This is a genomic window from Aquabacter cavernae (genome assembly GCF_003993795.1).
Taxonomy (GTDB): Bacteria; Pseudomonadota; Alphaproteobacteria; order Rhizobiales; family Xanthobacteraceae; genus Aquabacter; species Aquabacter cavernae.
Genome location: NZ_RWKV01000008.1, coordinates 61,488 through 84,994, shown reverse-complemented (window position 1 = coordinate 84,994; position 23,507 = coordinate 61,488). Strand labels below are relative to the sequence as shown.

Here is a 23,507-nt window from a genome sequence, read left to right as displayed (position 1 = left end):
ACCACGCAGACATCTGCGTGCCCAGTGGAAGCCGCGTATTCTCAATGATCTATGGAATGGCTGGGGGACTAGGATTCGAACCTAGATTAACGGAGTCAGAGTCCGCGGTTCTACCGTTGAACTATCCCCCAACGGCCGCCCGGAATTTGCGGGCGCGAACTATGCGGTCCATGAGGGCCGCACAGCGAGGACCGCTCTATACGCAATTCGTCAGCAGGGGTCCAGTGGGGGGTTCGCAAAAAGGTGTGCTCTTTCGATGAGGCGCCCCCCCGAAACGGCCTTCCCCCTCTACCGCCCGATCTCCAGGCTTATGGTTAGGACACTCTTAATTCTGGTCGGCGGTATACCAGGCTCGCAATGGTGCCATGCACAATCAGCTATGTTGCAACGCACACCTTTGCCGTATCAAAGGATCCGTAAGACGGAGGCAACTATGACCACGATGAGCACCCACCCGGTTCGCGAAGCCCGCCTGTTCGGTCGGTTTGGCGCCATGGTGTCGGATTTCGTCGCTGCGGTCGGTGAGGCGCGCCAGATGGCCGCCGAGTACAAGCACCTGACGCGGCTGTCCGACACGGACCTCGCCCGCATCGGCCTCACCCGTGAGGAAATCCCGCAGGCGGTCGTGCGCGGCCACTGAGCCCGCACGGGTCGAAGGCACGCAAGCGCCGGAGACCGAAGACGGACGATGCGCCGCTGAAAATGCAGGTGCATCCGACACGAAGGAGCCGCGCAGCCTGCGCGGCCGCCTTTGTTTCAACAACACCCGTTTCCCGGACACTCGTTTTCAGGACAGCCCTCGTCCTTCAGAGTTTTCCGGCCGGTATCGCCTCGGGCAGCAGAATGCTCGCCCGCAGCACATGAAGGCGCCGGAGCCCGATGCGCGCGATCAGCCGCCGCTCCGCTCCCGCACCCGGTCCATGACCACCGAGCCGCTCATAATGTCGCGCTGACAGCAGAAGCCCCTGCCCCGGCCGCGGACGCCCCGTAACCGCCAGCCGGGCCGCTGCCACCGCCTCCCCCAGGCGCGGTCGAAAGCCGTATCCATCCACGGACAGGCGGAAGGTCGCAGCCACGAGGTCCGCCGCGCCGCGCCGTTCCGCGCGCTCCAGGAAGCTCGATACTTCCCGCACCCAGCCTTCCTCAAGAAGCGAATAGGGATGAAGAAAGAGAATCCAGCGTCCGCGCGCCTGCGCCGCGCCCTGCTTCAGCCGCGTGCCCAGGTCCGCCAACCCGGGAAGGAAGACGCATCCGGCGGCGTCTGCGATGGCGGCAGTGTCGTCGCTTGAGCCGCCGTCCGCGAGGATCACATCCCGCAGAATCCCTCCCGTCACGCCCGGCACCAGGGCGGCCAGGGTCGGAACGAGCGCGCGCTCCGAATTGTGGGTGGGAATGACGACCGAAATCAATGCCGCGCCAGCCTCGCAATTGTCTAGCTATAATGCCACGGGCGTCCTGCGTCGATCCTGAAGGATCACTCACGCCCGCTGCCTTCCCTTGCCACGGAAGCGGCCGGACTGCGACAGGGCGGAAGACGAAAAGAGGAAACGCATGGACTTTACGGACTGGGACAAGGACGAGGCCGGTCGGCTCAAGGTGTGGCCCCTCCAGGCCTTCACGACGGCGGTGTTCGACGGACACATGGGCGGCGTGCGATTCGAGGTTGGCGTGCCCCGGGGGCCGGGCCTGCCCTCCCCCGCGGTGCAGATCTCGCTGGATCCGGCACAGCTCCGGGCGCTGGCGGATGCGCTCACCGAAGTGGCGGCGCTGATCGAGACCCGCACACGGGCGGGCTGAATGAATCGCCGCGCGCATATGGTCGGGCTTGCGGCACTCGCCGCGCTCACCTGCCTGCCCTCAGGGCCGGCAGGTGCGCAGCAACCCCTCACGCCCCTGAGCCACCTGGACCAGATCTGGCCAGCCCTCCAAGCCTGCTGGCGAGCCCCCGCAGGCAGCGAGGGATCGCAGATCACCTTGCGATTCGGCCTCAACGCCCAAGGCGCCATGAAGGGCGTGCCGTTGGCCACCTATTCACGCCTCACGGGCGATACGACCGCGCAGAAGGCATTCGTGGCCGCTGCGCTCACGGCCCTTCAGCGCTGCACCCCGCTGCACATGACCCCAGAACTGGGCCGCGTGGTTGCCTCGCGCGTCCTCACCGTGCGTTTTTCCGCTGCACTTCGCACACGGGCGGTGGATATCTGAACGGCGCTTCTCGCCTGGCTTGACAGCAGGGGAGCAGGTTCAGTAAATGGCGCCTCCCAAGGTACGGGGCCGTAGCTCAGATGGGAGAGCGCTGCAATCGCACTGCAGAGGTCAGGGGTTCGATTCCCCTCGGCTCCACCAATTAGATTTCACAACATTCTGAAATCATTACTCTTTTTTTAAGCGCATAGAACTTCACCCCAACACTTACCCCAACGCGTGCTGCTCATTCGGACGGGCGCAGACAGGTTTGGCGGGATTCGCCGGGATTATCTGGGATTTCGTGAACTCGCTTTCCGTCGAACTGGACAGCCAAGATTACCTCGGCCTACCCTCACCTGGGGCGGGGAGGAAGGCATGGCTGATCTCCGTACGACTGATGGTGGCGGTGGTGAAGCAGGCGACGACTCGGCGCGCATCGCTGAAGCTGGAGCCGCCTGGGCTTTCGAAAAGCTTGCTGTCGAGATGCTGAGAGGCATCGCGAGGGGCGGCCAAAGCTCATACCCGGTGGGGTCCGCGTTGTACGACCTCTATGGGCACCTCACCACCGACGAGGTGCGGCTATTCCCAGCGATTCAATCGGGGCTGCAAGCTCTCAAGGGCCGACTACTACCCGATGACAACCCGTGTGACGAGGAGCTGCGGTGGCTTTTGCGTGCGGCGATCCGGCTCGCCGCCGAAAGGCTAGCTACTGATGGATTTGCGAAGGGAAGGGCTTCACAACGCGAAAACGACTTCAGGCATGACCTTGAGCGCTACTTGCTGAACAAGGAAGAGAGGGCTCGCAAGTACGGCGGCAGCTATCTCATGAGCCTGCTTGCGCAGTTCCCGCCCTTGCCGCCATCATCCGCTAAATCGCGAAAAGGTCGCATGAGGAAGAGCGTAGAGCCGTTTAAGCTTTGAGATTCCCGTATTGGTTGGAAAAAATCAGGTTTGCGCTCCCGAGATGATGGGTAGCAGCCGCGAGCCGGCCGTTTCTGGCAAAATAACTCCTCTTCTGCCGGAAAAGCGCGAGGAGGCGCAGCGCCACGGCGTGGGTCGCTGGATCGCGCCGCGCCTCCCTCAGGCGCCACCACGACCCAGAAGACTGCGCATGAAGTCGATGAAAGATCCGCACAGAGCGTCCGCCTGCTGCTCATCGAAAACGAAGTTGCGGTGTCCCTTGGGGGAGCGGCTTATGAGGTGCTCTAAGACTGCCAGCGCGCCGGCGGCAGTCTTGGGCGAGGTGGTTAATACCTCATACCGTAGAGCGATTTCGGCCGCACTTAATCGGTCTGCCTCGGCATCGTCGTCAGCGTCGTCGCCATAGAGGCGCAGGTATTCATTGAATTCATTATGCACCGCGAGATGCTGTTCGATGAGGTCAAAGATCGGGTCTGTTGCCGGCGCCGCGAGAAGCCCCGTCGCGGCAACTCCGAACGGCATAGCGGCTAGCCCTGCAAGAGCTTTACGTCGATTCATTGTAGCGCCTCCATTACCAGCGTGCGTTAGAGTTAGGAATGCCGTCTATTTGTTCGCGCCCGGTGGTGGCTGGCACCATGCCGATCCGCTCAACCACCTCGCGCGTTACGTCGGGATCCTGGCGGACAGATCTACGCTACGGACTCGAAATAGGTCGCCGCTGCACGGAGAAGGTTGGAGATCATGGGCGCGCCCAGGTACTCATCATTCTCCCTCAGGGCCGCGCGCAGAGCCGCAAGGGCGCTCTCGCGGCTCTGCGGCGTCGGCAAGTCATCCTCGCCGTCCAGCCGGTCGAAGGCCGGCGTCGGATAGCCCTCCGGGATTTCGCCCGGATAGGCATTCATCGCGGCCCGCTCCTGATGATAGGCGGCGATCAGGTCTGCCAGTTGGTCCGCGAGAACCACGCTGCCGGACAGGGCGCTGTTAAAGGATGCAGGCGAAGAGAAAGCAGTCTCAATGCGAAGCGCGGAAGGCATACGGCTTCTCCATCTAATTAACGATTTTCGTTATGGTTAAGCTAAAACGTCATGCATCGACGTGTCAAACGAAAAACGTTAAGGTTGATGCAAATCAGCATGGAGTGTTTATGACGCCCGCCCAATGTCGCGCCGCTCGTGGCCTTATCGAATGGTCGCAGTCCGAGTTGGCCGCCGCCGCAAATGTGGGGTTGAGCACACTCAGGAATTTCGAGGCTGGAAGATCCGTGCCGATGGCGAACAACATGGCTGCCATTCGGGCTGCCCTTGAGGCCGCTGGCGTCAAATTCATTCCGCAGAACGGCGGTGGCCCCGGCGTCCGGCTCAATAAAATCCAAGAGGATTAGTGGTGCGCACCAGACTCATTTGGGTGCTTGCTTGGGCGTGCAGTTCTGTTCCGGTCCCTTCGATAGTGCTCGCAGCCGAGCCCATCATTGGCCGCGCCTCAGTTATTGACGGCGACACTATCGAAATCCACGGTGCGCGTATCCGGCTGGAGGGGATCGATGCGCCGGAGAGCAGGCAACTCTGCACCGAGAGCGCCACAGGCCAACAGATCCGATGCGGGCAGCGGGCCGCCTTTTGGCTTTCGGAGCTGATCCGCGCCCACACCGTCACCTGCACTGAAGCTGGCCGAGACCGCTATAAACGCATCCTAGCCAGATGCTCAGTCGCGGGGCAGGATGTAGGCGCCGCCATGGTGTCGGCAGGCTGGGCGCTCGCTTATGTACGCTACAGCCGCGAATATGTGGAGCAGGAGGCGCGGGCGCGTGAAGCGAGAGCCGGCATTTGGCAGTGGTCTTTCGAAGCGCCGTGGGAATGGCGTAGAGCGCAGCGCCAACGCTGATATCGCCACTATGCTCCGACGCCCTGCCCTCGCGCGCCCGGCGAACGAAAACCGATGGGAGGGCTCCTGGACTTCCAGTCGCGCTCCGCTCGGCAAATGGTTGGCGGCCTGGGCGCTTATATCTGCGGTGAGCGGTGCCCTGTGGGTGATGATGCTGGCGGCACCGGCCGCGAAGCTCTGGCAGTGGATCGCCGGCTAGGCGCCATCGCCAATCATAGGCTCCAGCACTCGAATCGCGATTGGCGTCAATTGATCTGCCTTCGTTGATCTAATTGTTCCGCCTGTATCCGCTCTGCGTGCATTTGACAAAGCCTGCGAATGGCACTTTCCAGAAGTAGCCCGACTGTCTTGTCTATTACCTTGGCATCCGTGAGAGCGTATTCTAAGTACGTCTTCATTGCAGCGATATCAGGTTTGGCGTTTTGATTTGTCTTCTTGATGTGCATATCACGCGGCTCCTGGCATGTCAGAAGCAGCGGGCACCCGGCTTCTAATTCGTAGATGGATTGGGGGCGGGACAAGGGTGATCGAGGGATGCGGCGCCCCCACATCAATATCGGCGGCCTCCAGCTCGTATGCAGATGCAAACTCTAGCGCGAGAATTTGAAGCTCCAGCATACCGACCCCCATGCCGACACATGCGCGAGGGCCTGCCCCAAAGGGGAGATAGGCGGGGCCGCTGAATTTGCGGTCGAGCCGAAACTCTTCCGGTGAGGCCCAGAAGCGGGGATCTCTGTGCATATGCCAGGGTGAGATCAGCAAGGACGTTCCGGGCTTCAGCTTCCGACCACCCAGCTCGATCGGCGCCTTGACCTCCCGCGATAGCCACCAGGCGGACGGATAGAGGCGCAACACCTCGCGCGTGAAGGCGAGGCTGACGGGAGCGCTCGGCAACCTGTCCGGGCGTAGCTCGCCGGCCGCATCGCTTATGGACTGCGCCTCCTGCGCCAGGCGCTCGGCGAGCGCGGGGTCGCGCGCTAGATGCCACAACAACCACGCTGCAGCGGTCCCAGTGGTATGGTGTCCTGCGAGCAGCAGCAGCAGTACCTCGTCGCCCATCTCCTCTGATGTGAGGTCGAGATCCTCCAAGGCGCGCAGCACACTTGCGGATGCAGCCCTCTTCCGGGCCCGCTCCACGACCATCATCATCATATCGCGGCCGGACTGCATCCGAGCCTTCTTCCGCTTGGCAACCCAAGGAAGATCGGGGAGCACCTTGAAAATATCCGCAGCCAGATCGTCCTCTACGAGCTTGATCGCCTCGCATAGAGCGTTCTCGTCACCGGAGCTGAGCACGCCAGGGCCGAACAGGATGTTGCAGATAACGCGCAACGTTAGCCGTGAGGTCGCGTGATGCGCGTCAAACTCGCTTTCGCATGCCAATGCCGCGGCCTGCGCTCTGGCCAGCGCTGCGATTTGCGGCACGTAAGTCGTGGCGAGACCACGGGCAAGCTGGTGATGCAACGCAGCCCGCCGCGCACGATGTGCCTCGCCCGAGAGCGTCATGGAGCTTTTGCCGATGATCTCACGCAATTTGAAAATCAACTTGCCCTTGTCGATCACAGCCTCCTCGGCCTTCATGATCGGCTTGATAAGTTCGGGATCGGCGACCAGCATCACCGCGTAGGGGCCCATCGATAGCGGGACGAGCGGCTCGCGCGCAGCACGCCCGTGCTGCTCAAAAAAGCGTAGGGGATCACGCTGAAACGCGATCAGGTCCGAGAACCAGTGTTTCATCCGAAATCTCCATATGCGCGAGGATCTGAGAGACGGCGCGATGCAGCACCGGGCTTTGCTCATCGAGGGGGATCTCACCGGCGACGGCATCGATCTGTCGGCCTGACCGATTGATGCCGACCACTGCTGGCGCGCCATAGCGCCGCGTGTGGATTTGCATCGCGCGCAACATCCTTTCGTGGCTGAGGTCAACCAACGCCACCAAGGCACGCGCCCGTCGCTTCCAACCGAAGTCGAGCATGGCCGCGTAGAGCGGCGCGCCTGCCGAACGGTCGCTCACCGCAAGACGGCTGATCTCCCAGCAATCGCTCGTGCTCGGGTAAGAGACGTCTGAGGCTAGACCCGGAAAGACTTCACGGCTGAGATAAGGCCGATCGCACCGCAGTGCCCGGAAGCAGCCGACAACGGCGTCGTGACGCTGCAATGCGAACAGGATCGCGTCGTTCCGGTCGAACTCGTCGTGCTCCCGCCCGTCATGAACCGTGAGGTCCCAGCCAAGTTCATCGACAAACATGCGCCTGCGGAAAACCTGAACCTCACGACATAGGCGATCATCGTCCGCAGCGAAAAATATTCGCCCGCGCAGCCGTCCAGCCAACATTTGCCACCCCCCACACTCAACCGGAGGGTGGCAAAGCTCCCGCAGCGCGGGTATCACGGTTTTCCGTGAGTTTTACACTCGGCTAGGTAGTCATGCTGCCAGAGATTGAGGCGATAGTTGTAAAGATCGAGGCAGGGCAATCTCTGTCGGAGCTTAAGGAGATCCTGCAAAACGTTGCGGAATCATGTGGTTATAGCGCATTTAGCTTTGTGGATGCCCCCCGTTTCGGCGACGCCCACCCCACAGTGATCAACACCATCAAAAAGGGGTTTGATAGCGACTATCGGTCAGAAGGATTGATTGCCGTCGATCCGATGATTCCGGTCATGCGACGGAAGAACACCCCATTCACCTGGGGCTCCGTGAAGCTCCCAGCACGGCTTGTTGGGCGCATGCCAGGAGCGCACCGCACCATGACCGTCGCAACGGACCATGGATACCGTGAAGGACTTGTGATTCCGGTCCATTACGTCGATCGTCTTGGACGGCCTTATTCCAGCGTCGTGACATTCTTCTGGACTGATAATGTGCGGAGCTTTGCTCGTGCCTCCGACGCAACGCGAGCTTTTCTGCACCTGATCGTTCTGTATTGGTGTCAGCGCGCAGCAGAGATGATCGACCAGCAGCGCAAGCGTGACGGCCGGGTGCGCCGGATCGAGCCTCAGGACACCCCGACATTAACGGATCGCGAGCGCGAGGTGCTGGCCTGGGCAGCGGCTGGAAAGACTGTGCAGGACACCGCTGACATTCTCTCGATCTCAAACGACACCGCCGAGACGCATATTCGATCTGCGATCAAAAAGTTGAACGCAAACAACAAGACGCATGCCGTCGCGCGGGCGATTTTCTTGGGTCTGATTGACAACTAGATGCCGCCTCACTTCACGCATCCATTGCAATGAGATACAGTGCAACCGCTTATCGTCACGTGCCACGATGGCGACAGCCAAGCCACGGCGGGGCAGTTAGAGCCCTGACAAGCCTCCCCGCCGTGGCCACCCTATCTGGCGGGGCGCGCGCTCGATATGATCGCAGCGCTGCTAGGTGCCATCTTCATAGAACAAGCGCTCACGCGCATTGTAGCCCGCCTGCTCGGAAGCCGCCTCCTGGATCAGGTCCGCATACATCACCGCGCAAAAGTCCTGGAGCTTGCGGAGCTTCTTCGGTCGCCCACGACCGCACTCCAGAAGGTCAAGCATCTCGTGCAAGTCGATGTCCGCCCCCAGCTTCGCGGCGAGCCGCGCTACCCGATAACCTCGCGCGAGCGGGCAGCGCCAGCAGCGAACGTGCACAACGGCATATGGATAATCGACCAGTCGCCGCACTTCTCTCTGGCCCATCAGTGGCCCTGCAAGCCCGAACGCTGAGGTTTCCAGCGTCCACCAGAAGGCAATGCCGGTGTGCCTCGTCACGGCCGAAGAGCGTGACGTTTGGATGCGGGCCCCGTGGTCGGAGGCGCAGACGCTTCAACGGCCTCTCCCCGATGGGACTTTGCGAGCCGCGCCCCCACTCGACTAGAAGCTGTATCTTTGCAATTCTCCCCCTGTACAGACGCTGGGGGGAGCAATGAAGGCAATCTTAGTCGCCGCCGTTCTGGCTGCAGGACAATTCTCGCCCATCCCTGGCGGTGTCGGGCCTGAAGTCATCCTCGTAGCGGGATCTTGCAAGACCGTTTCCAGTTGCCGCGAGGCGGTCCAGCTCTGGTGTGGCGGCTACAGCCGGGCGGACGCGGACGGAGACGGCATCCCGTGCGAGAATGTCTGTCGCTCCAAGCAGCAGGTGGATGCGATCCGGAAGGAAATTGGTTGCTGAAGTGGGAGGCTGCCTTGGCGGACGCTCTGCAATTGGACGGTGACGCGCTCGTCTGCGCCCGCCGCCTTGCTGAGCGCACCAAGACGAAAATCGGCTCGCCTGCACTCAGCCCAAATAAGATAGCGCGCACCCTAAAAGTATAGGCTCAACTTAGGACATGATGCGCTTCATTGACGCCTAGTGGTAGCAAACAGGGTTTCGTCCTCCTGGTCGACTGTATGCACTTGACCCGCCACAGATTGCGCCGTTGCGTTTTCGATCATATGGGCAGTCGCAAGTCCCCAAATATGATCCTCGAATTGGCGTGCCTGGAGCGGGACGCGTCTCTCGCGCTGGTTGGGAGGCTGCGGGCTTGGTCGGGGTAGGTTGCGCCAGCAAAACCTCTTTCGCAGGCTTCGCCTCAGTTAATAGGCGGGCGGCAACCCATCCTTTAGGGGTGCGATGCCAACCATTCTGCTCGCCAATGGTTTCAACGGCCTCGCCTTGATCGAGAACAGAAACGATGGGCGCTGACGTGTACGGAGATGAGCGGACATTCGCCTTGGTAGAGGCGAACATTGTGCGAGACGCTGGGATGGCCGTTGACGGTGTCAATGCAGGAGGGGAATTGGGCACCCTGGCCGGCGACATTAGAGGCGCTGGCAAATAGGTCTTGTCTTCTCTCGGCTTCGGTGTGGGTCCAGAGAATTGGCTAACGCACCATCCAAAAGGTAGCAGCAGGAAAATCAGCGAACCGACCTTGTGGCGGGCCACGTTCAGCCCTTTGCCGCCTGCACGATATCGACTTCGTGTTTGTCTGCTCCCACGAGAATGGTGATCCTGTAAACTTTAGACGAGGCTGCATTATCGACTTGGGGGGGGTCGAAGGTGACTGTGCCGCCATACCACTCACCCGGAAGAACGGTGTTGTCTTTAAAAACGACCCTTTCAAGTTGCGTCATTCTCGCTTGCCCGGTAGCCGCCGCATTATCGATCATTGCGGCATTCTGCGCGGAGGCATTACTTTGCGCGATTGCAGCGGCTGTTGGGCTATATCCTGAGGTGACCACCGTTCCGGAACCATAGGGGGTATATACTTGGGATGTCTGCGAATAGTAGCCGGCATTTGATGCGGCTGCCGAGTTTAGACCTGCCGCTGTACCTACCAGAATGGCGGATACAACCTGCCTCGCCCTCTCTTCGTTTACAAGCTCTTCGTATGTATATACTTTTAATGGGGCTACCGGCTGGCCGTCCTTCATTTGCTCAGCAGAGATATTCGATACGAATACTGTTACCGGAGTTTTTCCAGCGTTGTATACGCCTACTGTGAAAGTCGGGCGGGCGCCTGCGCTGGGGTTGCGCTTAGCTGGGGCAACAATGGCAACGCTATTTGCACGCTTAGAAACAAGCCCAGGCTGACCATCTCGGACTATAGCTTCTTGCTGGGCCTTGGGCTGGAATGATATCGTCTCGGATGTCACGCAACCGTGCATAAAAAGCGACAAAGCTCCGCACACCGCGAGTCTTTTACTACTCCCTGCCATTTTCGCCTCCCCCCGGCCATTTTATCGCGCAATAGTTGCTCCGCAATCCTGCCTTGTCTAGCGGGTGTGTACGCAGAAGTTGTATCGGCGGGATGTTCATGGTTTGAAGGAGTTCCCGTAAGCCGGGCATGCGGAACGCGCTGTTTACCCGCTGTACTATCAGCGGGAGGCTCACATCCTCCGAATTTCAGAGGATGCGAAGCGCTTGGATGATGACGAAAAAGCTGATGTCGGGATTACCGCCACCAGATCCAACGGCATCCCGCCTGGATGATGAGAAGGGGTGCACACATGGACCACGTCGCCATTTCCCATAACCTGACTGTCGGGCAGGTTATGACTACGAAGCGGGGCAAGGGCGGCGGCACTTACGCCCACTGGCAGATCGGCCTCGCCTACGCCAAGTACCTTTCCCCCGAGTTTCACATGTGGCGCAACACGGCGGTGCGCGAGGTGCTGTAACGCTAGCATCGGGCTAGAGCGCAGACATCGCCTTCAGTGACGATGACCCTCATCAGCCTTTGGCTGGGTCGCTGCCTGCTCCGCTTCTTTGAGGTCTAGGATCAAACGTGTCAGTTGATCGTCAGTCAACTCTTCCAGCGGCCCGGCTTCGGTAAGGTCGATCTGTCGGGGCAGCAGCGAAGCAATGACCTTCAAATACGCGTCCGGCTTGTCTTCTCGCACCCGGACAATCGCTTCCGCACCGTGCTCCTGAAAGTCCACATAAAGGGCGTTCAGGAATTCCTCTCCAAGCTTGTTGCGAGCGCCCTTGGGGCGGCCTCCCTCGCCCTTCTTGAAGGGTTTCAGGTTGGCAAGGCTGCGCGTGTTTGTCACCAATTCACCTCTTAGATTTGTGATCTCTGCGGATCTGCCCGGCCGGTCGCATATGCGCGTTCCCATTCCTCATCGCTCAGCAACTCGCCACTGATTGTGTGCGTAAGGGTGACGTTCTCGGAGCGGTCCACCACGAGGCCATTAAGCTTGGCTACATCCATCAGGGCGGCACGGGCCACGGATCGGTTTGCGGCGTCGCCATCCCTTTCGGCGTCCTGCGCGATGCGCATGAGGCTTTGGGTAATGCCTGCCAGGGTCACGCCTGCCATTTCAGCCGCTCGGGCTTGAAGTTCAGATACACGGGCCTTCACCCGCTCATTTCCGTTCAGCCTGGCGGCATTGCTGTCGTTGCGATGATAGCCGGCCGCGACATAGGCCGCCGAGGCCGAGAGACCCTGTGCAAGCTCTTGGGCGAAGCGCTCCCATCGCTGATTGGTTAGGGGCGGCACAGACTATCGATCCTCCCCAAATCCAAGGGCGGCCGGCACCGCCTTCTTGTAGGCATCCATGATACGGATCTCGTCCCGCCGCGTGGACTTCGGCGGGTATTTTGCAAGGAGAGCACGAGCGCGCTGAGGATTTAGAAGCGCGTCCTTCACCAGGTCGTCCACCGTCTCCAATCCCGCTTTCCGCATGACGGCAACGGCGCCGCTTCCGACAACTCCAGTAACGGCGGCAAGAGGCCCCCCGAAAAACCCGATGAGGCGGGAAAGGGCGCTTTCTGCCCCCCTGTTTGCCGCAATGGTGTCCTGCGCGGTGTTTGATTGACCGGGGATGCGGGCCGCCGTGAGCGAGCGGTTTGCTCGCTGGAGATCCGCCGCAATGGCGCGCATCACGCTGATTTCCGTTTCCGAGAACCCGGCGTTGCGCAAGGCCGCTGCATTCTGGCGGATGAAGGATTGGAAGGCGTCTGACCGCAAGAGGGTCTGTTCGGACGTACCCGCCTCGGTGTTCGAGACGAAGCGGGTCGTCACATAGTCGAGAATGCCTTTCTTCAGGCCCTCGGCTGCATTCTTGTTCCCGCCGATCTGCCGGCGAAGGGTGGCCAACTCGCGCGCCGCGTCCTGACGGCTGAAGATGCCCCCCAGCGTGCGGGCGATGTCGGAGGGTTCCTCAATTTTGAGGAGTCGAGCAACGGCGCCACTTTGGAAGGCATACATGGCCCGTTTGCGTTCGATGGCCGCCGCCTCCATACCCTGAGAGGCAAGCACCGGATCCGCCACCATATCCGCGATTTCGGGGAAGGCCCGGAGCGCGTCGGCATGCTGGCGCTTCCAGGAGCTGACCTTTCCGGGGTCAAGGGTGCCGTCAGGGCGCTCCGCTACCCGGCGCAGGGTCGAAAGCGCGTAATCGCGCACCTCGGCCATGATTTCGGGCGACGTGGCGTTGCGAAGGGCCTGCGCATCCTCATAGCCACGGGGGCCAGGGCGGAAGAACCGGCTTGGCACAGTGCCGGCGGGCACCGCATACGGCCCTTGAGCCCCCTCGCGGCGCATGACCTGGCCGACCTGTCCACCCCCATAGGTCTGCGCACGCGCCTTGGTGGCGTCGCTGGCGGTCTTCAGTCGTCCTGCGGCTTCGGCGTCGAAATTGGGGGCGAGGCCGCCAGATCCCGGTACGCCTTGATTGCCCGCAGTGTCAGAAAATCCCCCTCGGCCCTGGCCCGCTGTTCCGCGAATGCCAGAAAAGCCGGGACTTCCTCCGGAGATATTCCCTTCAGGAGCGGCAAAACCCGAGCTAGCCTCTCGCCCAAGCTGTCCGGCGTCTCGCTGTGCGATCCAGGCATCCGCAACCTTCTGGAAATTAGCGAGCATGGTCACGTCGGGGCTCATTTCCCCGCGCGCAACCGCATCGGCCTCCTGTGCCACCTTAGCAGAAACTGCGCCTTCAATGTCGGCCTCGATGTTCCCTCGGAGCTGGGCGAGGCGCGCCCACATCGGCGTCTGTCCGTTGTCCTTCAACTCCTTGCGCATCGTGCGCGACACCCACGAGCGCAGCGCCGTCAATTCATTGAAGGGGGCGACGGCGGGCAGACGTGATGCGGCAATGAAGATTTCGCGTTCCTCACCCTCCATCGGCTGGCCAGCTTTAGGCATGGACTTCGGGATTTCGCGCGCGACCTTCCGCGTTTCAGTCACCGGCAGGGCAAGCGAATTGTCAGGGTCAACCGCCTTCCAGAACGCACGCTCTTGCGCCCGAGTGGCGGTCTCGGCATCGGCAATTCCCTGACGAATGGCGGCGCCATAGCCCTCTGGCGTTCCCCGGCCGCCCATGGCCGCCGTGGCATCCCTGGCCTTAGCCATCGCCGCCTCGATAGCGGAATTGGTCGCTTGATCGATGTTGTAGAGGCCGAGGCGAAGCGTGTTCACCACTTCCTCAGAGCCTGCTTGTGGCTGGATCCCTTCAAGGGCACCACGACGAGCGGCGTTCTGTTCCGCCCGGCGGATGTTGAATTCGTCCGGCCGCCTGGTCTGCGCACCGCGCTCCAGGCTCAAGAGACCCATGTCGCCAGTCATCTGCCCCGTTGTCGGGGAGGATCCGGGAACGATTTCCTTCCAGCCCGTGTCTAGGGCTTCCCGCACGGCATAGGGATCAGTTGCGCTCGAAGTCAGCGCTTCGGCCGCCAATCGTTCCCGGCCCGATGCCGTGAGGGGGGCTAATTGGTTCTGGCTGGGCTGGAGAATTGCTCGCCCGACAGACGGGAGTGCGGTCGCGCCCGCCGCGACGCCGCCGGCAAGGAGGCCGCCCGCCAGTTCCCCGAGGGGGCGATATTGTTCCGGGAGCATGTCCGCTGCCCGTTCGGCGCCGGCACCGGAGGCCGCGCCAACGACAGCACTCCCCGCTACGTCGCCAGCCGTGGCCGAGCGCCCGACAAAGGGAGCGGCAGCATTCACCGCTCGATCCGTAAGGACGCCAGCTCGGCCGAGGCCCAAGAGCGCGGCTTCCGGCGCGATGGCATAGCCGACGCCGGCACCCGCCGCCCGCGCAATCTGCTCTCTGGGGGTCACGGCCACCACATTGGACGGGTCGTTGATGCCCAGCTTTTCGCCCCATCCCGCGATGGACTGGCTTCCGCCGGGGCTGGACGCGGGGATTTCCTGAACTGGAGCGCCGCTGATTGCGCGCGCCTGCCGCCCCGCTTGATTCAACACCCATCGGGCCGCGTCCACCGGGGCGCCGGCAAGCGTGTAAATCGCGTCGTTCAGCCCGGCCGTGGCATTGTTCCACGATCCGGCTTCTTTGCCTGTCCGACGAAGACCCTCGGCCATGAGGGGGGCGCCGGCAAGTGAGGTTGGCGAGCCCTGCGTCGGCATCCCGGAAAAGGCAGTGTCGAAGCCCCCCGGCCCGGCAATCGAAGGCCCATCGAATTGATCGAAGATATTTGGGCCGGGCGCGGGAGCAGCACCACGGGGCGCAGGTTCGTCAAACTGATCGAAGATGTTTGCCATAGTGCTCCCCTTCGCCCCGCGCGCCGTCGCGGCGTCAATCGCTGCACCTCCAGGCGAGCGAAGCGCCTGCGGGGCATAAGCCATGGGCTGGCCGGATAGTTGAAAGCCGCTCATCCACTGTTCATCGCTCATCGGGAAGTCGCGGCCCGCCTCGACCCGCGCCATGGCCTTGGCGAAAGGAACAGCGCGTGCGGGATCGGATAGCAGGTCCGCAGATAGGAGGTCCGTCGGCTGCATCCCCATGGAGCGCGCGACGGAGGCCGTATAGGCATCCGGGCTATTGCCGCCGGACCATTTGCGGATGGCGTCGTTAAGCGGCATCCCGGCATATCGGCGGCTCAATAGGTCGAACTGCGCGGCCGCTCCCTGCTCGGGCGTTTCAAACCTCGCGATGCGGTTCCCCTGGCCGTCGTTCAGTGTCTCGAACTCGGTCGAGCCGAAGCGCTTGGCGGACTGCCCAGGCCACTGCGCACCCGGATTGTTGTTCCGAATGGAGGCCGGTACGCGGGCGCCCTGCGGCTCATCGAATTGATCGAAGATGTTGGCCACTCATCGCCCCCCAAGGACGCGAGCAGAGGAGCCTGCGCCGTACTTCGCATCAAAGGCGGCACGGTGCTGCGGGTTCTGCCGAAGGAAATTCACCGCCGCCCCCGAAGGAGATGCGGCTGGGGCGGCGCCGTATCCGTTTGCAGGGGGAGCGCCAGCCGGAGCCCCGGCCGGGGCGGCAGGGAAAGCGGCGGCGCCCGCTCGCGCCTGGAGCTTCGCAAGGCCCTGGGTTACAGCGGCCTGAAAATCATCCAGCGCCTCCATGTAATCCTTGGGGTTCTGGGCTGCATTGAGCCGCGCGAATGCCTGTTCGGCTTTCTGCCCCTCGTAATCCGTGATGGCGCCGCCGCCCTTCAGCATCTCGCGGGCCTGAAGGAACGCGCCGCCCTGAAGCTGGCTCATCCGGGATTGCACCCGCTCGGAATCGGCGGACCAATTCGGCAAGCGTGATGCCATCGGCCCCAGCATGCTGGGCAAATAGGGGTCGTTCTTGAGGGCGTTAATCTGCGCCGTCACCTGGTCAACCATCGACTTGGCGCCGGGGATAGCAGTCAGCGCTTCCCCCTCGCCTTTCCCCCTCTCCTTCTCCCTCGCTTCCCCGGACACGTCCTTAGGAACCTGACCGACAGGCTGCCGCGTGAAGGGGTCAAGGAGGATGTAGTGGGTTCCTGCGTCAACCTGGATCGCTTTCGGGGAGGCCTGCACACCAGGGGGCATGATGGAGCGCTTGACCGTCCCATCGCTACCCGCCTGCAACATCACAGGGTTGTTGTTCTCATCAACGCCATAGGTGGCGTTGAGGCTGTATTTCGGCGTGCCGGCAGCCGCGCGAGACTTCGCGATTTCGCGCCTCACTGCTGCGTTTTCCTCATTCTGAGCCATGTTTGCCGCAGTGTTGGCGCCCTGGAAGTTTCCAAGCCCAATGAGCTGCTGCGCGAGGGAGCCCCAATTCGGGTTCGGCCCCGCCTGATCAATGGCCGCCTGCGTGCCCGTCTGCATGTTCCGTTGGTGGCCATACTGCTGGCCTGCCGCATAGTCGTTGAACAGCTCCGACACCACACTCTGCCAATCTGCATTGGCCTTGGGCATCTGGACGTTCGAGACGCCCGCGCGGACGGTGGGGAATTGAGCCATCACTTACCCCCTCGGCACTCACCCGCATCAGCGGAATTGAGGATGGTTGTCGGCTTGACCGGGACGCGAACGCCCTCACGCTCCATGCGCTCCAGCGCACAGCGACGAAGATATTCGCTTTTGGTCATGTGATTTCGGCGCGCCACCTCAAGCAGAGCGCTCGAAAAACCCGGAGGGGCCTGAAAGATAATGCTTTCGGTAAACACTGCCTCTCACCTCTCTTGTTCAGCCTCAATATATCAGATACCCCGAGTGCCTTCATTAATGACGTTCATAGAACAAGACTGCACGCGACTGCACGAGGCTGCACGAGGCTGCATGTAACAATTCGTGATCAGTGCATGTATCTCTTGAGGCTTTCGCGTTTCGGCGCGGGCGGATCTTCACGAACGGTCTGAGACAATTGCCAGCGCCAGCGCCGAACGGCGTCTTGAAGCCCGAAAATGCTCACAAGCTCATCCGGTACCGACAGCCAGCCGTAGAGATTCATCCCGAGGAACGTCCGACTTACCGCCTCGTCGGTGACGGGAATGGCCTCAACCATCGTGAGCGCCACCCGCTCCCCCGCGTCCACATCCGACAGGATGCGGCATTGCCCGACAGCGGCGGTCCATAGACGCACGCGGTCTGACATGAGGGCCTCGACCTGACCGGCGAGAACGCGTGCCGCTTCTTCTTCAACATCCACCCGAGCCCGGAGGAAGTCGATTTGGTCCAGGAGGCCGCGCGCAACATCCTGTTCAAGCGCAACTTGCAGCTCGGCCGCCTTGCAGCGTCGGCGAAGTTCCGAATAGCCGCCACGGCGCCGGCCTGGCCCCTTGGGGCTCTCAGGGGGCGCCGACGCGGGGTTATGCGTGCGTGCACGAGGGCGGCGCTTCATGGCTTGCCCCCGCGTTCAGCGAGCCATGTGTGCAGCCCCGCTTTCAGGTAGCGTACGGCCCGCGCACCAAGCACGATGAAGGGCGGGCCATGCCGCCCGCCGCCCTCCCGCTCGATCCGGCGCCACCTCGCCAGCGTGTCGGCGTGAACCTTCAGAAGGCCGGAAACCTCTCCGACCGTCAGAAGGTCGCCATAATGGATGGCGCCACCAATGGCCACAGAGGTACTGCCAGCGGGCGATACACTATCTGAGCCGCCAAGCTGCAGATCGGACGACAATGCCAGCTCACGACCTCCAGGGGCCGCGCAATCAACGCTATGTTTCATGCCGCTCCCCAAGTCTGGAGGATAGCCGCAGGAACGCGGCACCCCGATTGGTCGGGGGGAGGCCCCCACACATCCGCCCAACGGCCCGTCTTCCAGGCGGCGCGGACGCGATCCGGGGCCGGCAGATTGGTGGGCCAGTTCTCCGGGGGGCTAGCGGGCTTAGATTCTTGCTGGCTGGACGGCAGGTAATCTTGCCATGTGCCGGACATGCCCGACAGGAAGGTGGCCGCCTGCTTCACGAAGGCGGTGCCAACATTCCCCTTCCGCTCCATCTCGGCCCGGTATGCCCGCGCCGCGCAGATCAGATCCACCGGGGCGGCGCGCTTATTGGCGAGCTGGGCAAACCGTTCCTTGGCCTTTGCCCACCCCTGGCTTCCATCGCGCGTCGGATACGCTTCCTTGAAGGCAAGGAAATCGCTCTCATCCCCCACGGGGGATTTAGGGGGTTTTCTAGTATCTAGCTTCTGGAACGCGCGTGCGTGCTTGAGCCCCGCTGAAGCAGGGGCTTCCGCTAAGCCATTGTTTTCGCTAAACCCACCGTGAATTATCGCGAAGTTTCTGCGAATTTCAGCCGATTTATTTCCGCCTTTCGCGCCGTTTTCAGCGAGTTTTCGCACCGTTTCCGCAGCGGCGGCCACCTCCCTCTCGGCGCGCGGATTGGTGATGAAGGCGCCGTCAGAGGCAAGCTTTCCCGCCTGGATGAGGGCGGCCCGGATGCGATTCCAGAGGCGCACCGAGCAACCGCAGTGCCCGGAGATCCATCGGGCATCATCAGGGATTGGGCCGCGCCGGTCGTAGATCAGATCCAACACGACCGAATAGGCGCCCTTCACCTCAAGCGACATGCCGGCCGTGCCGTGTAGGAAGTCGGAGGGATAGCGCTTGTACCAAGGGCGCTCATTCATGGCCGCACCTCCCGCACCGCCGACGATGCGATGTCCACGAAGAGGGTTTCCGCCATGGTCGCGCCGTTGCGGTTCTTTGCGGCAATCAGCTCAAGGGCATTCTTCTGCCGCTCATAGTCATCAATGGCGGCAGGGTCGCCATCCAGGTACTTGGCCGACGTGCGGATGTAGTAGGCTGGGCGATAGGCGAACAACACCACGTCCGCGTCGGCCTCAATGTCTCCGCTGTCGCGAAGGTGCTGGAGCTGGGGGCGCTTATCCTCGGTCGCCTCCGAACCTCGATTAAGCTGGGCAAGCAGAACGATGCAAACACCCTCCCGCTTCGCTACCTCGCGAAGGCCGGCAGTGATTTCGCCCACCTCCTGCACCCGGTTGCCCCGGTAGCGGTCGGAGGCTGACACCATCTTGAGGTAATCAACGAACGCAACCTGTAGCTCTTGCCCCTTCCGGGCGAGGCGCTTTCTCGCCGCCGCGATCCGCGCTCCAATCTCCGGGGCGGAAAGGCGGCCCGCATAGTCCATATCCAGCGGAAGCGCATCGAGCGTTGATTGCGCGTCGCACAGGCGCCCGAATTGAGCGTCCGTCAGGATAAGCCCCGCCTTGATCGCGGAATACGGGATACCCGCGTCTCGCTTAAAGGAAACGTCCGCCAGGAGCCGGGCGGCCATGTCATCCCTGCCCATCTCCAGGGAGAAGAACGCGACGCCGTGCCCGTTCGTGGCACACTGCCAAGCCGATGAAGTGGCGACTGTCGTCTTTCCCATGCCAGGGCGTCCAGCAACCACAACCAGTTGCCCCGGAATGTACCCACCGATCAGGGCATCAACGCGAGGGAAGCCCGTTGACGCCCCGATGTTGCCCCCCTTCCCCTGCATTCGGTCGTTCACCTTGACGAGAAGGGCACGGGCCGTGTCTCCGGCGGCCTCTCGCGTCCCCGTGATGTCGGCCAGCGCCGCGCGGATCTCGTCGGCGCGGGAGAAGAACGCTGCAAGCCGCTCATCCGGGGCGCCGTTCTGTTGCGCCTCACCGGCAGCGGACGCCAGGGCGCGAATGCCCCACGAGCTGCGAACTTCCTCCGCATAGGCGCGGATCTGCATAACGGGAACCGCCATCCCCATGAGACCGGCAATGTATTGCCCGACCGTGCGACCTCCCGCCCCGTTTATGGGCGTGTTCCAACTCGCGTTGAAATAAGACGCGAGGCCGTGGCCGTTTGCCGGGGCGCCCTTCGCATGGCGCTCCACCATGGCTCCGAAGACGCTTCCATGTGTCTCCGACAGGAAGAACTCCGGCCGGAGGATCGGCGCGAGGGCCGGAACAATTTCCGCAGGGGCGGACAGGGCCGCCCCGATAAGGGCGGCCTCCATCTCGATGATAACGTTGCCGGTCTCATCCATGAGACACCCCCGTTGCGGGCTGTCCCCGTTCGAAGGCGCGCAACCATTCCCGCCAAGCGATCCCGGCGCGGATGCCATCGTCAATTCGCTTGGACTTCTCCGCCCTGCCCAATGCATCCACATAGGCGGCCCAAAGACGGCTGAGTTTGTCAGGAGGGAGAGCCGAAGGCCGGAAGCGAAGGACAGTGCTCATTGGCGCACCTCCTCTACGACCTCAACCGAAGACCTCAGGACGTACCGAGCATGATCACCGGCATAGGTGCCCCCGTGCTTTTCAGTAACCGTCTCGACCATGATGCCAGCTTTGCGGAGCTTGAACACATAGTCGCTCCAACGCGGCGCAGGAGCTTCGATAGGAGTGCAGCCCCGTTCTCCTGCTTTCAGCAGCTTGTCTAGGGTCCACGCAACGCGGCCAACAACCTTCATCGTAGGACCGCCGATTTCACCAACGCGGACCGTGAGGCTCTTGATGTCCTGCATCATTTCACCTCCCCGCCCAGGCCTGCGGCTTCGGCGTGAGCGAGCGCCACACCGAAAGGCACGCGGCAACGCGCCGAAAGCCGGCGGGCTGCCGCGTGGAGCGGATTGAAGAAGGGAGCGGGCGCGGGGCGCCAGTCGAACAGCGGAAGGCTGGCAGTCGGCGGTTTCGACTTGCCCGGATTCCGGGTGTGAGCTATATGGGACATGGAATTTCTCGCTGGGGAGTGAGAGGTTTCAAGCCAAGCAAATTCAGCACCCGGCGCCGCCACAGCGTCGGGTGTTCGCATTTCAGGCCGGGATTGCATCTGAGTTGATGGTCGGAAGGTCGGCCAGAAATAGGCGCTCATCTTCGTCTAAAATGACGGTTCGCCGTCCCACCTTGCGGGCTCGCAGGCTGCCCGATTTGATTAATCGATAGGTGGTGACCGGACTCCAGCCATGGCGCTTACTGAAGTCCGCGATGCTGGATGACCTGCACTGATTCATATTCATCCTCGCTTTCCATACAGAAGCATTGATGCGCTCCGGTACTGTCGCGAAGATGGGGGCTCAAACAGATATATGTCTACATGCCCCGCGTTTCTCTGGCCTTACTCTGGCTGGTTTGGCTTAGGTCTGGCCAGTTTGGCCTATCTTTGGCTCGTAGTGTGGATAAGTCATTCCAAGTCCTGCCGGCTAGCAATCAGTTCGAGCCCCGCTTTTGCGCGCTCCTCATAGGCGTTTGCGGTGGAACGAGCATAAAGGGGAAGGCGAGCATCCATCTTCGGCTGAAGCTCTCGGCCGAGGTACGATATCCCCGGTCCTACAGGCTGGCGCTTGAACACGTAATCTTCAGCCATCTTACGGCTCGCATCCTCGCCATATAGCTCAAGAATGACCGCAGCAGCCACCTCGGATGTCGCGCTCCATCTCCTTCGGCGGCCCCGCTCAGGCACATCTACGGAGCTTTGACCTTCAAGTAGCGCATCCGAGTCAGCAGCCTCAAGCCAGCGATTGAATTCATCCGTCCACACCCGAACTTGATAAGCTTTCTCGCCAACGACAGCATACGCGCCATGTCGTACGCCCGCCGAAAGCGGCAATAGGTACTGTTCTCCAAAAATATTAAGATCATAAGGGCATATAAATGCAGTAATAGATCCTTCATTTATATCTAATTCAAATCTATCTTCGACAACCTTCTCCGAATTAGAAAGCCATCTTTCAAAATCTCTTAAACCTCTATCGTACATTTCTGCCGGATGTATGGGCGGTGAACCAAGTTTTACCGCGCTATCACGCTTCCGCTGCGCAGCCCTCATCGCCGCATATAAAATCTTCCAATCTTTTGCTAGCTCGCAAACGGCTATAGCCTTTGCTCGCTCTATTTCCATAGTTTCTCGTTCGTCGTCGAATTCAATGTCTTTGGTCATAGCTCGCACCGAGCCTGCACCCTGTGGGGCACAAGGAAATCGGGGGTGCGACCCGACTTGTCGGCTGGCCGGCCTATCCTTGCGCAGCTTGTTGGCGGCAGGATTCCCGCCGCTATTCGAATCTCAGTCCCCTGCGACGCGCAGCGGGACGACCTTATCGTCCGTGTTCGCGCTCGTAATGAATTCCTCCCAAGCCAACATCAAGTTCCGCCGCTTCTCCAGGGCGTCGCCACGGCGATAGGCTCGCTCGACCTCATCGCCGACAACGTGAGCCAAGGCAGCCTCCGCCACTTCGCGCGGGAAGCTCGTGCACTCACCAGCCCAATCCCGGAACGACGAACGGAAGCCGTGCACGGTGATGTCTGGCCGCTCCATGCGCTTTTTCAGAAGGGCGAGCATCGCCATGTTGGAAAAGGGCTTGCCCTTTCTCGGGCCGGGAAACACGTAATCACCTTCGGCGCGCAGAGGTTCGACGGTGGCAAGAATCTCCAGAGCACGCGGCCCAAGAGGCACCCGGTGTTCTTTACCTGCCTTCATGCGCTCCGGCGGAACGGTCCAGACCCTCGCCTTGCGATCAATCTCGGACCATTTGGCCCCGACAACCTCTCCGGTGCGGCTTGCGCTGAGAATGGCGAACTCCATCATCAAGGCAGCGACCGCGCTCCGCTCCCGAAGCTCTTGAATGAAGGCTGGAACTTCGGCGTATGGCATCGCGGGATGGTGGCCACGCTGGAGCTTCTTCCGGCTCGGCAACAGGGCATCCAAATGACCTCGCCAGCGAGCGGGATTCTCCCCGGAGCGCAGCCCCTTCGCCTTCGCTGCATCAAGCACGCGTTCGATGCGGCCACGGAGGCGAGAGGCTGTTTCCTGCTTGCTCTGCCAAAGAGGCTGCAACACCTCCAGAACCTTCTCCGTGCTCACTTCATCAAGGGGGACTTCGCGCAGCTTAGCCGCATAGACCTCAAGGGTGTGCTTCCACTGCCAGCGGTGCTTCTCGTTCCTAAAGCCCGACTTGATGTCGTCCACGAGTTGATCGGCAAATGTCCCGAACGTGATTCGTGCAGCCTCTTCCGAAGCGGCGGCCTTGCGGACCTCAATGGGGTTGCGGCCAGCGTCAAGAACCTTACGAGCGGTAGCCGCTTTCTCCCGCGCATTCGCCAGCGATACCGCGCTGACACCGCCGAAACCCATTTCCTTGAGTTTGCCGCTCCAGCGGAAAAGGAACACCCAGCGCTTTGCACCCTTGGGCTCGACCACAAGATAGAGGCCGCCGCCATCGGAGTGTCGGCCCGGCTTGCTGAGCGCCGCCACCGACCTCGCAGTCAGCTTGTTTATCTGCCTCGCCATGCGGTGCACCCCAACATTCACCCCAACAACGTACTGCGCTCCGGGGATAGGTCAAGAATGTTCGGGATAGGAAGGGGGCTGGAAAACGCCTGTTTTCAACGGGTCATTGATGGGCTAAGACGCGTCAGGATA

Annotated in this window: 28 protein-coding genes and 2 tRNA genes; 9 read left to right on the top strand and 21 right to left on the bottom strand. The window is 61.6% G+C overall.

All coding sequences use genetic code 11. The features are described from left to right. Nucleotides 1-57: 57 nt before the first annotated feature. A tRNA-Gln gene (locus tag EJJ38_RS05245) sits at nucleotides 58-131 on the bottom strand. A 302-nt stretch (nucleotides 132-433) separates the two neighbouring features. Here EJJ38_RS05245 and EJJ38_RS05240 point away from each other — a divergent pair. After that, a complete protein-coding gene (locus EJJ38_RS05240) occupies nucleotides 434-640 on the top strand; it encodes a DUF1127 domain-containing protein (RefSeq protein WP_245454122.1) in 207 nt (68 codons plus the stop codon). A 166-nt stretch (nucleotides 641-806) separates the two neighbouring features. Here EJJ38_RS05240 and EJJ38_RS05235 read toward each other — a convergent pair whose 3' ends face one another. Continuing rightward, nucleotides 807-1,409, bottom strand: coding sequence for a glycosyltransferase (locus EJJ38_RS05235; RefSeq protein ID WP_127089074.1), 603 nt, complete (start codon nucleotides 1,407-1,409; stop codon nucleotides 807-809). 142 nt (nucleotides 1,410-1,551) lie between these two features. On the opposite strand from EJJ38_RS05235, the gene EJJ38_RS05230 reads away from it, so the two are divergent. The 4 genes from EJJ38_RS05230 (at nucleotide 1,552) to EJJ38_RS05215 (ending at nucleotide 3,108) form a co-directional block, all read left to right on the top strand. Then, entirely contained in the window at nucleotides 1,552-1,797 is a 246-nt protein-coding gene (locus tag EJJ38_RS05230; protein WP_127089073.1) for a hypothetical protein, read from the top strand. Then, the gene (locus EJJ38_RS05225) at nucleotides 1,798-2,205 is read left to right on the top strand and encodes an energy transducer TonB (protein ID WP_127089072.1); all 408 of its coding nucleotides are present in this window, start codon (nucleotides 1,798-1,800) and stop codon (nucleotides 2,203-2,205) included. A gap of 65 nt (nucleotides 2,206-2,270) precedes the next feature. Continuing rightward, nucleotides 2,271-2,346: transfer RNA gene (locus tag EJJ38_RS05220), tRNA-Ala, on the top strand. Nucleotides 2,347-2,562: 216 nt separating this feature from the next. Then, on the top strand, nucleotides 2,563-3,108 hold the full coding sequence (locus EJJ38_RS05215; protein WP_127089071.1) for a hypothetical protein: 546 nt from the start codon (nucleotides 2,563-2,565) through the stop codon (nucleotides 3,106-3,108). A 159-nt stretch (nucleotides 3,109-3,267) separates the two neighbouring features. On the opposite strand, the gene EJJ38_RS05210 is transcribed toward EJJ38_RS05215, so the two are convergent. Together EJJ38_RS05210 and EJJ38_RS05205 are read right to left on the bottom strand one after the other, a co-directional pair. Beyond that, nucleotides 3,268-3,666, bottom strand: a complete 399-nt coding sequence (locus tag EJJ38_RS05210; RefSeq protein WP_127089070.1) for a hypothetical protein — start codon at nucleotides 3,664-3,666, stop codon at nucleotides 3,268-3,270. Nucleotides 3,667-3,797: 131 nt separating this feature from the next. Continuing rightward, on the bottom strand, nucleotides 3,798-4,142 hold the full coding sequence (locus tag EJJ38_RS05205; protein WP_127089069.1) for a hypothetical protein: 345 nt from the start codon (nucleotides 4,140-4,142) through the stop codon (nucleotides 3,798-3,800). Nucleotides 4,143-4,174: 32 nt separating this feature from the next. On the opposite strand from EJJ38_RS05205, the gene EJJ38_RS05200 reads away from it, so the two are divergent. Next, on the top strand, nucleotides 4,175-4,489 hold the full coding sequence (locus EJJ38_RS05200) for a helix-turn-helix domain-containing protein (protein WP_338021850.1): 315 nt from the start codon (nucleotides 4,175-4,177) through the stop codon (nucleotides 4,487-4,489). Continuing rightward, a complete protein-coding gene (locus EJJ38_RS05195) occupies nucleotides 4,489-4,989 on the top strand; it encodes a thermonuclease family protein (protein ID WP_127089068.1) in 501 nt (166 codons plus the stop codon). Before EJJ38_RS05200 ends, EJJ38_RS05195 begins: the two co-directional genes overlap by 1 nt. Before the next feature lie 245 nt (nucleotides 4,990-5,234). Here EJJ38_RS05195 and EJJ38_RS05190 read toward each other — a convergent pair whose 3' ends face one another. Genes EJJ38_RS05190 through EJJ38_RS05180 form a run of 3 tightly spaced genes read right to left on the bottom strand, consistent with a single transcriptional unit; the run spans nucleotide 5,235 to nucleotide 7,327 of the window. Beyond that, nucleotides 5,235-5,435, bottom strand: coding sequence for a hypothetical protein (locus tag EJJ38_RS05190; protein WP_127089067.1), 201 nt, complete (start codon nucleotides 5,433-5,435; stop codon nucleotides 5,235-5,237). Nucleotide 5,436: 1 nt separating this feature from the next. Further along, nucleotides 5,437-6,726 carry a cytochrome P450 gene (locus tag EJJ38_RS05185; RefSeq protein WP_127089066.1) on the bottom strand — a complete coding sequence of 430 codons (1,290 nt, stop codon included), beginning with the start codon at nucleotides 6,724-6,726 and terminating at the stop codon, nucleotides 5,437-5,439. Further along, entirely contained in the window at nucleotides 6,686-7,327 is a 642-nt protein-coding gene (locus EJJ38_RS05180) for an acyl-homoserine-lactone synthase (protein WP_127089065.1), read from the bottom strand. Before EJJ38_RS05180 ends, EJJ38_RS05185 begins: the two co-directional genes overlap by 41 nt. 92 nt (nucleotides 7,328-7,419) lie before the next feature. Here EJJ38_RS05180 and EJJ38_RS05175 point away from each other — a divergent pair, with 92 nt between their 5' ends. Then, on the top strand, nucleotides 7,420-8,196 hold the full coding sequence (locus tag EJJ38_RS05175; RefSeq protein WP_127089064.1) for a LuxR C-terminal-related transcriptional regulator: 777 nt from the start codon (nucleotides 7,420-7,422) through the stop codon (nucleotides 8,194-8,196). Nucleotides 8,197-8,367: 171 nt separating this feature from the next. On the opposite strand, the gene EJJ38_RS20250 is transcribed toward EJJ38_RS05175, so the two are convergent. The 3 genes from EJJ38_RS20250 to EJJ38_RS05160 form a co-directional block, all read right to left on the bottom strand. Then, a complete protein-coding gene (locus tag EJJ38_RS20250; protein ID WP_164738420.1) occupies nucleotides 8,368-8,535 on the bottom strand; it encodes a hypothetical protein in 168 nt (55 codons plus the stop codon). A 781-nt stretch (nucleotides 8,536-9,316) separates the two neighbouring features. Further along, nucleotides 9,317-9,697 carry an SH3 domain-containing protein gene (locus EJJ38_RS20890; protein WP_164738419.1) on the bottom strand — a complete coding sequence of 127 codons (381 nt, stop codon included), beginning with the start codon at nucleotides 9,695-9,697 and terminating at the stop codon, nucleotides 9,317-9,319. Nucleotides 9,698-9,894: 197 nt separating this feature from the next. Continuing rightward, a complete protein-coding gene (locus tag EJJ38_RS05160) occupies nucleotides 9,895-10,665 on the bottom strand; it encodes a hypothetical protein (protein ID WP_127089061.1) in 771 nt (256 codons plus the stop codon). A gap of 270 nt (nucleotides 10,666-10,935) precedes the next feature. Between EJJ38_RS05160 and EJJ38_RS05155 the strand changes: the two genes are divergently transcribed. Next, the gene (locus tag EJJ38_RS05155; protein ID WP_127089060.1) at nucleotides 10,936-11,127 is read left to right on the top strand and encodes a KilA-N domain-containing protein; all 192 of its coding nucleotides are present in this window, start codon (nucleotides 10,936-10,938) and stop codon (nucleotides 11,125-11,127) included. Nucleotides 11,128-11,160: 33 nt separating this feature from the next. On the opposite strand, the gene EJJ38_RS05150 is transcribed toward EJJ38_RS05155, so the two are convergent. From EJJ38_RS05150 to EJJ38_RS05095, 11 genes are all read right to left on the bottom strand, one after another. Further along, nucleotides 11,161-11,499 carry a hypothetical protein gene (locus EJJ38_RS05150; RefSeq protein ID WP_127089059.1) on the bottom strand — a complete coding sequence of 113 codons (339 nt, stop codon included), beginning with the start codon at nucleotides 11,497-11,499 and terminating at the stop codon, nucleotides 11,161-11,163. 11 nt (nucleotides 11,500-11,510) lie between these two features. Next, nucleotides 11,511-11,948, bottom strand: a complete 438-nt coding sequence (locus EJJ38_RS05145) for a terminase small subunit (protein ID WP_127089058.1) — start codon at nucleotides 11,946-11,948, stop codon at nucleotides 11,511-11,513. Nucleotides 11,949-11,951: 3 nt separating this feature from the next. Further along, complete coding sequence (locus EJJ38_RS05140) at nucleotides 11,952-15,497, bottom strand: hypothetical protein (RefSeq protein ID WP_127089057.1); 3,546 nt, start codon at nucleotides 15,495-15,497, stop codon at nucleotides 11,952-11,954. After that, nucleotides 15,498-16,628, bottom strand: a complete 1,131-nt coding sequence (locus EJJ38_RS05135) for a hypothetical protein (RefSeq protein ID WP_127089056.1) — start codon at nucleotides 16,626-16,628, stop codon at nucleotides 15,498-15,500. 334 nt (nucleotides 16,629-16,962) lie between these two features. Continuing rightward, on the bottom strand, nucleotides 16,963-17,508 hold the full coding sequence (locus tag EJJ38_RS05130; protein ID WP_127089055.1) for a hypothetical protein: 546 nt from the start codon (nucleotides 17,506-17,508) through the stop codon (nucleotides 16,963-16,965). Beyond that, nucleotides 17,505-17,834, bottom strand: coding sequence for a helix-turn-helix transcriptional regulator (locus EJJ38_RS05125; protein WP_164738417.1), 330 nt, complete (start codon nucleotides 17,832-17,834; stop codon nucleotides 17,505-17,507). Before EJJ38_RS05125 ends, EJJ38_RS05130 begins: the two co-directional genes overlap by 4 nt. Then, entirely contained in the window at nucleotides 17,831-18,739 is a 909-nt protein-coding gene (locus EJJ38_RS05120) for a YdaU family protein (protein WP_127089053.1), read from the bottom strand. Before EJJ38_RS05120 ends, EJJ38_RS05125 begins: the two co-directional genes overlap by 4 nt. Next, nucleotides 18,736-20,136, bottom strand: coding sequence for a replicative DNA helicase (locus EJJ38_RS05115; RefSeq protein ID WP_164738416.1), 1,401 nt, complete (start codon nucleotides 20,134-20,136; stop codon nucleotides 18,736-18,738). The genes EJJ38_RS05120 and EJJ38_RS05115 overlap by 4 nt, the downstream gene beginning before the upstream one ends. Before the next feature lie 189 nt (nucleotides 20,137-20,325). Continuing rightward, on the bottom strand, nucleotides 20,326-20,619 hold the full coding sequence (locus tag EJJ38_RS05110) for a winged helix domain-containing protein (RefSeq protein ID WP_245454120.1): 294 nt from the start codon (nucleotides 20,617-20,619) through the stop codon (nucleotides 20,326-20,328). 653 nt (nucleotides 20,620-21,272) lie between these two features. After that, nucleotides 21,273-22,028, bottom strand: coding sequence for a hypothetical protein (locus EJJ38_RS05100; protein WP_127089051.1), 756 nt, complete (start codon nucleotides 22,026-22,028; stop codon nucleotides 21,273-21,275). A 123-nt stretch (nucleotides 22,029-22,151) separates the two neighbouring features. Beyond that, on the bottom strand, nucleotides 22,152-23,375 hold the full coding sequence (locus EJJ38_RS05095; RefSeq protein WP_127089050.1) for a tyrosine-type recombinase/integrase: 1,224 nt from the start codon (nucleotides 23,373-23,375) through the stop codon (nucleotides 22,152-22,154). Between the last annotated feature and the right edge of the window lie 132 nt (nucleotides 23,376-23,507).

What these genes read in the sequence shown, in the direction of transcription:
- EJJ38_RS05240 (WP_245454122.1), top strand. Translation starts at nt 434, where the DNA reads ATGACCACGATGAGCACCCACCCGGTTCGCGAAGCCCGCCTGTTCGGT.
- EJJ38_RS05230 (WP_127089073.1), top strand. Translation starts at nt 1,552, where the DNA reads ATGGACTTTACGGACTGGGACAAGGACGAGGCCGGTCGGCTCAAGGTG.
- EJJ38_RS05225 (WP_127089072.1), top strand. Translation starts at nt 1,798, where the DNA reads ATGAATCGCCGCGCGCATATGGTCGGGCTTGCGGCACTCGCCGCGCTC.
- EJJ38_RS05215 (WP_127089071.1), top strand. Translation starts at nt 2,563, where the DNA reads ATGGCTGATCTCCGTACGACTGATGGTGGCGGTGGTGAAGCAGGCGAC.
- EJJ38_RS05210 (WP_127089070.1), bottom strand. Translation starts at nt 3,666, where the DNA reads ATGAATCGACGTAAAGCTCTTGCAGGGCTAGCCGCTATGCCGTTCGGA.
- EJJ38_RS05205 (WP_127089069.1), bottom strand. Translation starts at nt 4,142, where the DNA reads ATGCCTTCCGCGCTTCGCATTGAGACTGCTTTCTCTTCGCCTGCATCC.
- EJJ38_RS05200 (WP_338021850.1), top strand. Translation starts at nt 4,175, where the DNA reads ATGGTTAAGCTAAAACGTCATGCATCGACGTGTCAAACGAAAAACGTT.
- EJJ38_RS05190 (WP_127089067.1), bottom strand. Translation starts at nt 5,435, where the DNA reads ATGCACATCAAGAAGACAAATCAAAACGCCAAACCTGATATCGCTGCA.
- EJJ38_RS05185 (WP_127089066.1), bottom strand. Translation starts at nt 6,726, where the DNA reads ATGAAACACTGGTTCTCGGACCTGATCGCGTTTCAGCGTGATCCCCTA.
- EJJ38_RS05180 (WP_127089065.1), bottom strand. Translation starts at nt 7,327, where the DNA reads ATGTTGGCTGGACGGCTGCGCGGGCGAATATTTTTCGCTGCGGACGAT.
- EJJ38_RS05175 (WP_127089064.1), top strand. Translation starts at nt 7,420, where the DNA reads ATGCTGCCAGAGATTGAGGCGATAGTTGTAAAGATCGAGGCAGGGCAA.
- EJJ38_RS20890 (WP_164738419.1), bottom strand. Translation starts at nt 9,697, where the DNA reads ATGTTCGCCTCTACCAAGGCGAATGTCCGCTCATCTCCGTACACGTCA.
- EJJ38_RS05160 (WP_127089061.1), bottom strand. Translation starts at nt 10,665, where the DNA reads ATGGCAGGGAGTAGTAAAAGACTCGCGGTGTGCGGAGCTTTGTCGCTT.
- EJJ38_RS05155 (WP_127089060.1), top strand. Translation starts at nt 10,936, where the DNA reads ATGATGAGAAGGGGTGCACACATGGACCACGTCGCCATTTCCCATAAC.
- EJJ38_RS05135 (WP_127089056.1), bottom strand. Translation starts at nt 16,628, where the DNA reads ATGGCTCAATTCCCCACCGTCCGCGCGGGCGTCTCGAACGTCCAGATG.
- EJJ38_RS05130 (WP_127089055.1), bottom strand. Translation starts at nt 17,508, where the DNA reads ATGAAGCGCCGCCCTCGTGCACGCACGCATAACCCCGCGTCGGCGCCC.
- EJJ38_RS05125 (WP_164738417.1), bottom strand. Translation starts at nt 17,834, where the DNA reads ATGAAACATAGCGTTGATTGCGCGGCCCCTGGAGGTCGTGAGCTGGCA.
- EJJ38_RS05120 (WP_127089053.1), bottom strand. Translation starts at nt 18,739, where the DNA reads ATGAATGAGCGCCCTTGGTACAAGCGCTATCCCTCCGACTTCCTACAC.
- EJJ38_RS05115 (WP_164738416.1), bottom strand. Translation starts at nt 20,136, where the DNA reads ATGGATGAGACCGGCAACGTTATCATCGAGATGGAGGCCGCCCTTATC.
- EJJ38_RS05110 (WP_245454120.1), bottom strand. Translation starts at nt 20,619, where the DNA reads ATGATGCAGGACATCAAGAGCCTCACGGTCCGCGTTGGTGAAATCGGC.
- EJJ38_RS05100 (WP_127089051.1), bottom strand. Translation starts at nt 22,028, where the DNA reads ATGACCAAAGACATTGAATTCGACGACGAACGAGAAACTATGGAAATA.
- EJJ38_RS05095 (WP_127089050.1), bottom strand. Translation starts at nt 23,375, where the DNA reads ATGGCGAGGCAGATAAACAAGCTGACTGCGAGGTCGGTGGCGGCGCTC.